Genomic DNA, 12,532 nt, shown 5'->3' with positions numbered 1-12,532 from the left:
CTGCTGTGTAAAAAACATACATCAATGTAATGACAAGAAATACCGATATAAGAAGGAAACTATTGAAAATAGCCCGTATGTACATAAATATTTCGTTTCATGACTTTTTATAAATAAAACAGTCAACATGTTAATTGTAGTAACAAATGGCTGGTATTTATCAGTAAAGGCTCATCACTTTAAATATTTAGAGTATTGCTACCTAAAAAAACAGCGATAGATGATCGCTGCTTTTTGATAACAGATGAGTTTTATTTAGTTTCGATAATAATCAATTACTTGAATTTTCACAGGTTTATCTGCGCTGCTAATATCGACAGTAAACTGATCGTCATCAACAACTTTCGCATTTTTTGCCCCTTCCCCAATGACGTCAACACCTTCAATCTTGGTATATAGCTTGGTGTAATCGTAATGCATGGTGACAGTTGCGGTAACAGGTTTAGAAGCCGTTAATTCAAAAGTACAAATACCTGTAGGACAAAACACATCAATATCTTCTGCGGACGTCACCGCGATAGAATCTACATTCTTAATTGGCGTACCGGTGATTTTTGCTTCCCCACAGCCTGTTAATAATAATGCCGTTGTAACTGCAACAAGGCCAAGTTGAATTTTTTTCACACTGATATCCTCATGTATTCCGCTGAACGGTGATCTTTGTTCACTATAACAAAGAAAGTTTTACGTAGACTATATCAAACATAACAAGTTCAATGAATTAGCATTGCTGAGACAGTGCTAACATCCATAAATCACAAACCAACAACAATCAATTCACAATTTCACCTCTTTACCCTAACAAGTATCACTAATTGTTTTCACTTCTGTTTATTGGCTAAACGAATACATAATTTATTTCTTATCAATAACCAATAAAGGTTAATTTTTAATTAACCTTATAGGCATACTATAGATATAATCACCTACAATGTGTGAATAGGCTTTCTTTTATTCATGTTATAGACGCACCTATTTTTATTCCCACCCTATGGTGCACTCGAAGTTTCTAGGAGAAATAAATGAGTATCATTATTTTGGTCTGTTTGATCATTATTAATGGATTATTTGCTATGTCTGAGATAGCACTTGTCACAGCAAAGAAAAACCGGTTACAGCGATTAGCAGATGAAGGGAATATCTCTGCTCAAAAAGCAATAGAGCTAGGTGAATCACCAACTCAATTTCTATCAACAATGCAGATCGGTATCACTGTTATTGGTATTCTGAACGGTGTTATTGGTGAAGCTGCATTAGCTGGCCCTATTTCACATTGGTTAATTGAGTTAGGCCTTCCTGCAAAATCCGTTGGCTTTACTGCTTCAGCAATTGCGGTCATTGTTTTAACGTATGTATCGATTGTTATTGGTGAATTAGTCCCTAAACGATTAGGTCAAGTAAACGCTGTTTCTATTGCGGTATTTTTCGCCCGCCCAATTGCAGTTATCGCTTTTATTTCTCGTCCATTTGTCTGGCTATTGGCAAACTCAACCGATTTACTGTTGCGTTTATTGGGCAAAGGAAAAGACGACAGTTCAGCACTAACAGAAGATGATATCCGTGCAGTGATCGCGGAAGGTTCTCAGTCAGGTGTTATCCACCAGCATGAACATAACATGGTGCGTAATGTCTTCAATTTCGATGACCGCAAAGTATCTTCAATGATGACGCCACGAAATGAAATTGCGTATCTTGATTTAAATTATTCGCCTGAGAGCTATTTACAAAAATTACTCTCAAGCACGCATGCTTGCCTTCCTGTTGGAAATAACGGCTTCAGCGATTTAAAGGGCACATTAAATGCCAAGCAGTTATTACAATTTATCAATGATAATACGGCTGAAAATCCACTATCAATTTTAGATTACTTAACCCCTCCCGTTTTCGTACCAGAAAACTGGACAGGTACAACGCTATTAGAAATGTTCCAAAGCTCAGGTACAGACTTTGCCTTCGTGGTTGATGAATATGGTGATATTCAAGGTATTGTGACTTCTCAAGATATTTTAGAGGCATTAGCCGGTAAATTTACCCCTGATAATCCAAAGGATGTTTGGTCAAAGCAAAACCCAGATGGCAGTTGGAATTTAGATGGCATGATGCCAATCACTGTATTTAAAGATCTATTAGATATTAATAAACTGCCAGACGAAGAAGACGGCGGTTACCACACACTTAGCGGTATGTTAGTGTGGCTATTAGATGATTTACCTAAATTGGATGACTGTATTCGCTGGCAAGGTTGGCAATTCCGCATTCTAACATTAGAAAATAACCGTATAGATCGTATATTAGCTCAACGCTACGAATAATCTGTTGCGTTTCATTCAATCAAAAAAAGTTAGCCATAAAGGCTAACTTTTTTTTCATCTGCTCTATTAACTATAAGCAGGACTCGTTGTTTGTAACGTTGCTCTAAATGCCTTGATCATAAAAAAAGATAAAATACTTCAAAAGCAATACCAAATACTAATAAGCCGTAGGTATCATGTTTTAAAGAATCAGGAAAAACAAAATACATAAGACCCAAAAATACAAACGCAAATGGAATTAAATAAAAGATTGCAACTCGCCAGCCTACAACCCAACTTAACGAAAAGTATTTAATTAAAAAGTTCTTTCCGTTATTGCCGCCATTGACGATAAAAAAAATAATAAAGTTAATTATCATAATGAAGTTATTAGCGAGTGATTCTAACGAATCTGTTTTTGGTAAGTAATAGGAATACAGCATCAACAAAATAGTCGGAATCAAAACATACAACGCAGATTACCGCTCAGTGACATTGTTGTGTTTTAAATCAAGCAACAAGGCTTTCAAATTGAAAAAATACATATCCTCCTCCCTTATTGTCAATAAGCCTATCCTGTGAAGGTGGAGATAGTGATTGTAATAATTGATGAATTAGAATGAGTTATCAAAATATAACGTTTTGATGATAGCTATTTCAATCGAACGTGATCATACCTGCAGTTACTGATTAATATAACGAAAGGTCAAGTTTATGCGTGGCTCATTGACACGTTTAGTTTTAGGTAGTGCATGTTGCCAATACTGCTGGGTCTCTCCTGCCATTATCAGCAAAGATCCCGGTGTTAATTGAAAGGCAATTTTCTCTTTAGTGGTTTTATGTTTAAACACGAACTGCCGTGTTACACCAAAGCTTAAAGAAGCAATAACAGGTTGATGACCTAATTCACGCTCATTGTCTTGATGCCACCCCATGTAATCTTCTCCATCACGGTATAGATTGCCAAGCACTGAGTTAAACGACGTTTTCGCTTGCTGTTCACACTGTGCTTTTAGATCTAATATTGCCGATGTCCAAGGTTGTGGATGCATGGTAAGCCCTGAATAAGTATAAACAGCATCACCGAGCCATGTTTGTAACCTCGGCTGAAGCACTGACCTACCAAATAGCGTTATGTGTTCTTGTTGCCAGTTCAGTTCGTTTTTCAATTGCTGAAAGTACTGTTCAGACTGCTGTAAATTCAAAAACTGTGGATGCCAATAGAGTAATCCATTGTTGATTGTTATCCACTCCCCTTGATCAGCAAACAAATCCATCGTGTTTTCCTAAATTCATTTAACAACAAGTTATACGTTTTTAAGGTACAAAAAAGCCACAGTCAACACTATGGCTTTTAAGACGTTAAGATCAATTTGATTATCGTGAAAGCATCTCGACAAGGCACACAGGTGCACCGACATTACAACGATAACCTGTTGCTGTGATATCACCCGTCTCAACATTACGGTGATAGCTAACAATATCGTTAGAATGTTGATTCGCCACCAGCAACCATTCGCCATTTTGGGAAATCACAAAATCACGAGGGAATGCCCCGCCACAATCAACAGCGGCTAATTGAGTGACGTTTTCACCGTCTACATTAAAATAACTAATCTTGTTTTGAGCACGACAAGAAACATATAAAAAGCGTTCATCTGGTGATAAGTAAATAGCAGATGCCGCTTGTTTATTTTCTTCATTAGCAAGCAGTGCTTGTTGTGATACTTGCTCCCAGCAGCCATTTTGTTTTGTGATCACCACAAGCGTTTCAGACAGTTCACACACAACATAGCCGATTGATTCATCATGGCTGAAAACAAGATGTCGAGGGCCTGATCCTGCTGGCATGTTTAGCGTTTGATTTAAGGCAAATGATAATGTGTTTACGTCATAATCGTAAAAGTAAACGCAATCACTGCCTAAATCAACAACGGCTAACTGATTGGTATGCTTTAGAAATGTAACTTGATGTGCATGAGGGGCTTCTTGACGATCAACATTTGGTCCACAGCCATCAACAAATAAATCTGCGATACACTCTGTCGGTTGACCTTCTTCATCTAAACCATAAACAGTGACATTACCTGAACCATAGTTCGCCACCGCCAAAAGCTTATCTTTTACATCAATATGACAAGGATAATCCCCAGCAATAGCTAAAGAACAACGCGCTTGATGATCAGAATAATGAAGCTGTGCACCACTGTGTCGATCAACTTCATTAAAGGTATATAACCCGTTTTGAGTCGCAGCAAGATAAGATGGATTATGCTGTTGTTGCAACGTATCTGGCACTATCTCATTGTTTAACGTTAATACGCCAGATTGAGGATCAAGGGAAATGCCTACAACACCATGACTATCACTCGGTGCATCGGTATAAGTACCTACATAAAAATGTAAGGGAGATTGTTTTGTCATGGAAACCTTCATAAATAAATCCGTTATCAATCATTAAAATGCCGCCTGAATAATCAGACGGCAACGACTTCGTTTAATGATTTTCTAAAATGTGAAGTAACTGCTTAGTTGGCGAGACGATAGCAACGATGGTTTCGTCAAATATGACGGCATTTTTATCAATAATTTGATGATAAGCCGCTACCTCTTGCTCTGATAACTGACATCCCTGTTTAGTTTTATCAATCAGTTTCATACCGAGTTCTGCAACCGCTATAACAGCATCAGTCATCGGCAGAGTATTTACAGCAGCAATATTGTTAGCAAAAATTGGTTTTGCTTGCTGCGCGGCTAACTTAACGGTTAAGTAATGCATATTTAGCGTAGCAAGGGCTGACATATCCCCCTTATTAATACGTGAAACCAGATCGTTCATCTCATACACTGCCAAACTTTCAACAGGCAATGCATCCGCAAAGCGATTTAAACGCTCATACTGGTTATATAAATCGCCTTTCGTTGGTGTCGAATTCCACTTCTCCCAATGACGTGCATAATATTGGGCTGGCTCAACGTACTTGGCTAAGGTTTGTAACGGGCTTGAATCAGTACCATTAGCAAGACGTTTTAGCATCATGTTTGCATCTGCATGATGGCGTAACCCAACAGATATCTCTGACCACGTATCGATTGCTTTCATCCGCTTATACATGCTGCGCTCATCGGTTAACGCTTGGCTTGACCACAAACGCTCTGCAATTGCGTAACTTCGCGGCCATAAACGGTGTTCAATCGTCATAGAATCAAGGTTTTCGCCCCATATTGTGATTTCACCACCTAAAATCAATGCTTGTTCTTTTTCAGTTAATTCTGCTGGATAGCCCCCATTAGGTTCTGGGATCTGACTGCCTTTTATATCACTACTTGCAATAAGTTGCCCTGTTGCAGGCCAGCGCACATTACCGATTAACTGATAACTGCTGTCTGCAAGTTTGTCATTGGAAAAATCGTAATTAAATTCGGTGTATGACATGAAGTTATCGAAATAACCTCGGAATTTAACGCCTGGCACATACATAAGAATGTATACCTCTTCACGAGACTTACCGTTGTAGTCTGTAAACGCCCGATAACTGCCATCAGCAGCGGTAATAATAGTTAAGTTACCTTTACGTGGGCCATCTTTGCTTCTTGGCTTTACCCAATCATAAGTCTCGAATACCTCGCCTTGACGAAGTTTGTCATCCACCGTGCTCCCTTTAGGCATAGGATCGTTTCGATAGTGATAGCTTGTCGGTTGTGGCTGATCAAGGTAATACCCCGTAGAAAGAATACCTTGATACCCTTCTTTTGCGGCACGGCCTATGCTGTCATGACCTTGCCAGCTTTGGATCACTATCGATTTGGGTAACTCTTTATGCCAAATTTCATCCCACCCGATCATTTTCTTACCGCGCTCTGCCAGCATCTGCTCTACTTTAGTATTAAGATAAGACTGTAAACCGCGTTCACCATCAATATGATGCTCTTTAATAAACTGCTGAATTTTCGGGTTGTCACGCCATTGTTTATAGTTAGGCTCATCCCCGCCTATGTGGAAATACTCATCAGGAAATAAGGCAACAACTTCATCAAACACACTCGCTAGCATTGCATAAAGTTCTGGATTAGTAGGATCCATTAAAGGTTCAAATACTCCCCATCCACGTTGCTGAGGGTATTGTTGCTTTCCTATGCCAGACATTAATTCAGGGTAAGCATGAGCCACCGCAGATGCATGACCTGGTAATGATATTTCTGGAATAACACGAATACCTAAATTACGCGCATAATCGACAACCTGACGAATCTGAGCTTTGCTATAGAAATCACCATCGGTCGTGTCACGCCAAAGTTTTTGGTATTTATCGAGTTGAATACGTATGCCTTGATCGTCCCATAGATGCCAGTGAAAAACATTGAGTTTGGCTGATGCCATTGCATCTAATTGACGAAGGATCACATCAAGCTCAATGAAATGTCTTGAAGTATCATAAGATACCCCACGCCAAGGAAAGCGTGGCCTATCTTGAATAGAAACAGCAGGAAAAAAATAACCAGTAGCATCCGTAGAAACTATTTGAAGCAGAGTTTCTAAGCCACGAAATACACCATAATGCTGCGCTGCATTAATCACAATTTTACCGTTGCCAACATCAAGCGTGTAAGACTCGTCACTATTAATGTTCTGAACATCCGATTTGGGGCGATGATAAATATTAATCACTAACGTCGCGTCTTGTTCAGATTGTGCTTGCCAGTTCAACATGGGCAACCCTGTCTGACGATAAAGTCGCTCCATGATTCTTTTGGCGTAAAATTGTACACGAGGCGAATCGTAACCTTTGATATAAATAGCAAAGGATTTATCCAACGTGACTATGCCTTGTTTACGCTCCACTCTCTGTGGATAAGGCATTAAATTTAAATCGCTATTTGGCGTCATTGCTATGCAACCATTAGAAACGTGGAACAAGGAAAGACATTTTTATGATCTCAGGTAATTATAAAATTAAATGTCGCATTATATCGTTGGGGATAATGGCGCCTGAATGTTGGATCACAATTGCCGCTAAAGCATGTCCTAACGTTGCTGAGTCTTGATGGCTTTTCCCTGTAACTCGCCCAGCTAAATAGCCTGCAGCAAAAGAGTCACCTGCTGCACAAGTATCAATCACATTGCTCACCTGCTCTGTCGCAACATCAGCACGCTGAACAAGCTGATCTTGGCGCCAAATAAGCTGGCAAGGTTCACTCCCTCGTTTTATCACTATTTCATGACAGCCCATGCGTAAACAACGAGCAGCAACGCTTTCATCATCTCCCCACACCAATACATCATCGTCTTGTGTGATTAACGCGATATCAACCAGCGGTAAGATTTGGCTATACCAATGTTGCGCTTCTTCGCTCGACCATAATTGAGGGCGATAGTTATTATCAAAGATGATCTTTCCACCTGTTTGCGAAAAAGCTTCAAGCCGGTTTTTAAGTCGTAAGCGGCTTGCTTGGTCTAAAATGGCAAGACTAATACCGCTCAGGTAAAAGTAATCGTATTGCTTATCTTGTAATGCAATTTCTAATTTATTCAGTGATGAGGTTGAGAAATAGCGTTTTGCTGCCGAGTTATCTCGCCAATAGAGAAAACTCCGCTCACCCGTTTTATCCGTTTGTACCATGTATAAACCGGGTAATTGCTGAGCGAAGATTTCAACTAAATTGGTGTGGATTCCTTCTAGATGCCATGTTTCCAGCAGCTCTTGAGATAATGTGTCGACACCTAATCCTGTCGCATAAGAAACATGTACTGAGTGCTGGCAAGTTAATCGTGAAAGATAAAGCGCAGTATTTAATGTATCGCCACCAAAGCCTTTACGAATAGGATCGCCGCTTAGTTCGATCATACACTCACCAAAAAATGCAATCTTGGTTTCAGCGGAGTTAAGCATCAATTGAAAACTCGATATGTAATGATATAAATAAAAAAAGAGCGCCTAAATAATCGAAGAGATGGCATTTAGGCACTCCAAATAAAGCTTAAATCTAGGGTTAGCGGCGGTCTTCTCGGTAACAAGTCACATCGACTTCGACTTTTACATCAACAACCAAATCACACACCATGCAAATACGTGCTGGTGGATGTTCACCAAAAAATTCACGAAACACTTTATTGAATGATTGGAAATAACGAGCATCAGTAAGCACGACTTTTACATGCATTACATCGGCAAGGGTATAGCCTGCTTCGTCCATGATATCGATACAGTTTTGGATCGCTAAACGAGACTGGTCAACGATTCCGCCTTCTACTACCTCACCATCAATCATCGGTGTTTGACCAGAGACATAAAGAAACCCTCCAGCCTCAGTTGCGCGAGCAAATGGCAAGTGTTGACCTCCAGTTCCTACCCCACCTTCTACACCATAACGTTTGATTGACATACGACTCTCCACCGATAACTAGTTATTCTTTAAATATGTTTTTTTAATTATTTTCTTGGGTGCTACTTCTAAATAAAAATACGCCTTTCCTTTTGCCACTGACGTTGCCATTTGAATAGGTTAATTGTCCATTTACAAAGACGCTTTCTATACCCTTAGCAATAGATATTGGGTTTTGAAATGTGGCTGTATCTTTTATGGTATCAGGATCAAATAAAACTAAATCGGCAAACGCCCCTATTTTTATTTCACCACGATCTTTTAATTGATATCGATTCGCCGACATTCCCGTCATTTTATGAACCGCTTCTTCTAATGAAAATAACTGTTCTTCACGACAGTATTGACCTAACACTCGCGGGAACGTTCCCCATAAACGAGGGTGTGGCTTCGGATCATTCGGTAAGCCATCAGACCCCACCATGGTCAATTTATATTTTAAAACTCGTTTTACATCCTCTTCATCCATACAGTGATAAACAGCCCCTGCCGGTTGTAATGCTCTTGCTGCTTCTAATAATGAAAGATTCAACTCTTCAGTTATCACTTTCAGGGTTTTACCTGCGAGTTCTGGTTTGGGTTCTGACCAAGTAATAAAAATATCAAAATCATCTGTAACTTGATTTAAATCGAGCGTTGATGAACTGGCTGAATATGGATAACAATCACAAGCAATATCTTGATATTCTGAGACTTTATCCATCAAGGATAACACTTCTACCGTGCGCCCCCAGTTACCAGCTCCTGCACATTTTAAGTGAGATATAACCACAGGTACTTGCGCATGCTTTCCTGTTTCAAAGGCTTCTTCCATCGCACTGATGATCGCTTCAAACTCTGTACGCATATGGGTTGTATATATACCACCATATTGACTTAGCACAGTTGCCAACCTCATGACTTCATCTGCGGTGGCAGCTTTTGCACTTTGGTAAGCTAAACCGGAGCTTAATCCCAATGCACCTTGCTTCATCGCTTGAGCTAAGCTCTCGCGCATAGATTCAATTTCTTCATTTGTGGCAGTACGTTGCAAATCATCTATTACGTTATTGCGTAATGTGGTATGCCCCACCAAGGCTGCAACATTCACTGCTGGCTCCGCAGCTTGCACCGCCTTTACATAATCGCCAAAGGTTGAATATTGAAAATCGTCTTTTTTTCCCAATAAGTTCATTGGCTCCGGTGGCTCTCCTTTCAAAATCGTGGGGCTTGCACTAATGCCACAATTGCCCACTATCACGGTTGTGACACCTTGGCTAATTTTAGAAAGACACTCAGGAGCACGGATCACATTGGTATCATCATGGGTATGTACATCAATAAAACCCGGAGACAACACCAATCCTTCAGCGTGAATAATTTGCTTAGCGTCATAACCATCTAATTGACCAATCGCTTGAATACGATCCTGACAAATAGCGACATCCGCAATGAACGATGCCGCGCCAGTACCGTCAACAATGACTGCTTTTTTAATGATGGTATCGCACAGCATATTGAGCACGCTCTAAATTTATAAGATACAGACATAGTAAAGAAACGCGGATTTTAATCAGTGATAAAACACACAAAAAGGTAACAATTGTTTGATAGTTTCTAACACGTAACTTACCCTTTTATACATTTATAAAATAAGTATCAACAACTTAACTTATGTTAGAAAAGGTGATGCATGGATAAGAATCTCTTTGAATACGATAAAAACTATCATGATAACTGCTTTACCACCCCAGATTTCGGTGAAAAAGCTCAGCCTATTACGACTGAGTCAAACCGGCATTACTGCCTAATCGATGAAGAGATTGCTTTGCCTGCTGCGGTGATCAAAGCCTCTTTACTGGATAATAACCTTCAGTGGATGCAACAATTTGCGAATCACCATAACGTGAAATTGGCACCTCATGGTAAAACGACCATGACCCCAGCCTTTTTCCGCCAACAACTTGAACATGGAGCGTGGGGCATCACTATTGCAAGTCCTGCTCAAGCCCAAATAGCCGTACTCAGTGGGGCACAAAATATCATTATGGCGAATCAATTAGTGGGTCGCGCAAACATGATGATCATTTCGCAATTAATCAAAGATTATGATGTAGACTTTTATTGTTGCGTCGACTCAAGACGCAATGTTGAAGCCTTGGAAGACTTCTTTGCCAGCCATGATCAAAAACTGAATATATTAATTGAAATGGGTGTTGATGGCGGTCGTTGTGGTTGTCGTACAGCGCAAGAAGTCATGGCGTTAGCTCAACTTATTCACCAAAGCCCCCACTTAAACTTAAAAGGTATTGAAGTCTACGAAGGGGTTATTCATGGCGATGATGCAGAACAACGAGTCAGAGACTTTCTCAATCGTACTATTGCAATCACCATCCAATTACAGCAAGAACACCTCATTCAAGGAATGCCATTAGTCACAGGTGCGGGCTCTGCTTGGTATGACATTGTTGCTGAATGTTTTAATAAGCAGCAAGAGTTAGAGGCTGTTATTCGTCCCGGTTGTTATGCCATCCATGACACGGGCATTTATCTTGATGCGCAACATCAAGTCATGCAGCGTGCTGAAAAAAATCAGGGAATAGCATGTGATTTAGGTGGTGATTTAGCATCAGCACTGGAGCTTTGGGCTTATGTGGTCTCTCGACCAGAGCCGAATAAAGTGATTGTCGGCTTTGGCAAGCGTGATGCTGCTTTTGATGCAGGATTACCTATTCTTGAACGCGCTTATCGTAATGGTGAACCTGTTGTTTTTGATCAGGTAAAAACAACGGCTGTGATGGATCAACATGCTTTTCTCTCTGTTTCAAGTGATTGCGATCTACAAGTAGGTGATGTCCTCGTATTTTCAACTTCTCACCCTTGTCTAACCTTTGATAAATGGCGTGCTGTCGCAGTATCTGATGATAACGATCGCGTCACTCACTGGGTAAGAACATGGTTTTAAACGCACTAATTAACAAGAGGAAAACAATATGAGTGTAGATGTCGATATTATTTCTCAAATAACAGAGCGTTATAATGCCCTTCGTGATGCCGAAAAGAAAGTCGCACAATGGATCATGGATGACATCCAAAGCGCAGCCAATGCCAGTATTACTGAATTAGCACAAGGCGCTGATGTTAGTGAAGCTTCTATTACTCGTTTTGCTAAAGCGATTGGATGTAAGAACGTGCGTGACATGAAAATTAAACTCGCGCAAAGCTTATCTGTCGGTCAGCGATTTATTCTAGAGCCACCAGATCAAAGTGGTTATCAAGGTATTTATGAATCAATCAAACAGTCGTTAGATGTAAACCGCAGTTTAATTGTCGAAAAAGATATTGATACCGCTGCTGATTGGTTACACAACGCTCGGCAAGTCATCGCTATTGGAATGGGCGGCGGTTCAACAATTGCCGCACAAGAAATGCAGCACCGTTTATTTAGGTTAGGCTACCCTGTTGTGGCTTACAACGATGGGTTGTTGTCACGAATGATAGCCGCAACCGCCGAAAGTAATGATGTTTTGGTGATGATTTCATCTACTGGTTACACACCAATCGTGGTTGAAACCGCGCAGTTAGCCAAAGAGTACGGCTTAAAGATTATTGCTATAACCCCGAATAATACCCCACTCGCGGAACTAGCTAGTTTGGTGCTACAAATTAAACATCAAGAAACAGACTTTATCTATAAACCATCAGCATCACGCTATGCCATGCTGGCACTGGTTGATGTCATATCAATGGCTATTGCGGTTAAAAACAAACGACGTTCAAGAGACAAACTGCGACGGTTAAAAATAGCCCTTGATGCTCATCGAGGTGGCTTAGAGCGACAACCGCTTGGAGATTAATAAGAGAAATATCTATGTGGC

General features: G+C 40.2%; 10 protein-coding genes. 3 read left to right on the top strand and 7 right to left on the bottom strand.

All coding sequences use genetic code 11. From position 1 onward, the window contains the following. Positions 1-255: 255 nt before the first annotated feature. A complete protein-coding gene (locus tag C9J38_RS17840; protein WP_107208269.1) occupies positions 256-624 on the bottom strand; it encodes a lipoprotein in 369 nt (122 codons plus the stop codon). A 398-nt stretch (positions 625-1,022) separates the two neighbouring features. Between C9J38_RS17840 and C9J38_RS17835 the strand changes: the two genes are divergently transcribed. Then, entirely contained in the window at positions 1,023-2,312 is a 1,290-nt protein-coding gene (locus C9J38_RS17835; protein WP_107208268.1) for a hemolysin family protein, read from the top strand. 662 nt (positions 2,313-2,974) lie between these two features. On the opposite strand, the gene C9J38_RS17825 is transcribed toward C9J38_RS17835, so the two are convergent. From C9J38_RS17825 to C9J38_RS17800, 6 genes are all read right to left on the bottom strand, one after another. Beyond that, positions 2,975-3,568: an alpha-ketoglutarate-dependent dioxygenase AlkB gene (locus C9J38_RS17825; RefSeq protein WP_107208267.1), complete on the bottom strand. Its 594-nt coding sequence runs from the start codon at positions 3,566-3,568 to the stop codon at positions 2,975-2,977. Positions 3,569-3,668: 100 nt separating this feature from the next. After that, positions 3,669-4,715, bottom strand: coding sequence for a lactonase family protein (locus C9J38_RS17820; protein ID WP_107208280.1), 1,047 nt, complete (start codon positions 4,713-4,715; stop codon positions 3,669-3,671). A 73-nt stretch (positions 4,716-4,788) separates the two neighbouring features. Then, entirely contained in the window at positions 4,789-7,179 is a 2,391-nt protein-coding gene (locus C9J38_RS17815) for a family 20 glycosylhydrolase (protein ID WP_233218524.1), read from the bottom strand. A gap of 58 nt (positions 7,180-7,237) precedes the next feature. Continuing rightward, complete coding sequence (locus C9J38_RS17810) at positions 7,238-8,182, bottom strand: sugar kinase (protein ID WP_107208265.1); 945 nt, start codon at positions 8,180-8,182, stop codon at positions 7,238-7,240. Between the two features lie 100 nt (positions 8,183-8,282). After that, entirely contained in the window at positions 8,283-8,675 is a 393-nt protein-coding gene (locus C9J38_RS17805; protein WP_005368015.1) for a RidA family protein, read from the bottom strand. A gap of 43 nt (positions 8,676-8,718) precedes the next feature. After that, entirely contained in the window at positions 8,719-10,170 is a 1,452-nt protein-coding gene (locus tag C9J38_RS17800) for an amidohydrolase family protein (RefSeq protein ID WP_107208264.1), read from the bottom strand. Positions 10,171-10,347: 177 nt separating this feature from the next. Here C9J38_RS17800 and C9J38_RS17795 point away from each other — a divergent pair, with 177 nt between their 5' ends. Both C9J38_RS17795 and C9J38_RS17790 read left to right on the top strand, forming a co-directional pair. Next, positions 10,348-11,619: an amino acid deaminase gene (locus tag C9J38_RS17795; protein ID WP_107208263.1), complete on the top strand. Its 1,272-nt coding sequence runs from the start codon at positions 10,348-10,350 to the stop codon at positions 11,617-11,619. Between the two features lie 28 nt (positions 11,620-11,647). Further along, positions 11,648-12,511, top strand: a complete 864-nt coding sequence (locus C9J38_RS17790; RefSeq protein WP_107208262.1) for a MurR/RpiR family transcriptional regulator — start codon at positions 11,648-11,650, stop codon at positions 12,509-12,511. The last annotated feature ends 21 nt before the right edge of the window (positions 12,512-12,532 follow it).

Origin of the sequence: Photobacterium sp. GB-210 (assembly GCF_003026075.1) — a bacterium.
GTDB lineage: Bacteria > Pseudomonadota > Gammaproteobacteria > Enterobacterales > Vibrionaceae > Photobacterium.
The sequence above is the reverse complement of the archived record's forward strand: the minus strand, read 5'-3'. Positions and strand labels throughout refer to the sequence as shown.

Coding starts and splice junctions, on each gene's coding strand:
- C9J38_RS17835 (WP_107208268.1), top strand. CDS start 1,023: ATGAGTATCATTATTTTGGTCTGTTTGATCATTATTAATGGATTATTT.
- C9J38_RS17825 (WP_107208267.1), bottom strand. CDS start 3,568: ATGGATTTGTTTGCTGATCAAGGGGAGTGGATAACAATCAACAATGGA.
- C9J38_RS17820 (WP_107208280.1), bottom strand. CDS start 4,715: ATGACAAAACAATCTCCCTTACATTTTTATGTAGGTACTTATACCGAT.
- C9J38_RS17815 (WP_233218524.1), bottom strand. CDS start 7,179: ATGACGCCAAATAGCGATTTAAATTTAATGCCTTATCCACAGAGAGTG.
- C9J38_RS17810 (WP_107208265.1), bottom strand. CDS start 8,182: ATGCTTAACTCCGCTGAAACCAAGATTGCATTTTTTGGTGAGTGTATG.
- C9J38_RS17805 (WP_005368015.1), bottom strand. CDS start 8,675: ATGTCAATCAAACGTTATGGTGTAGAAGGTGGGGTAGGAACTGGAGGT.
- C9J38_RS17800 (WP_107208264.1), bottom strand. CDS start 10,170: ATGCTGTGCGATACCATCATTAAAAAAGCAGTCATTGTTGACGGTACT.
- C9J38_RS17795 (WP_107208263.1), top strand. CDS start 10,348: ATGGATAAGAATCTCTTTGAATACGATAAAAACTATCATGATAACTGC.
- C9J38_RS17790 (WP_107208262.1), top strand. CDS start 11,648: ATGAGTGTAGATGTCGATATTATTTCTCAAATAACAGAGCGTTATAAT.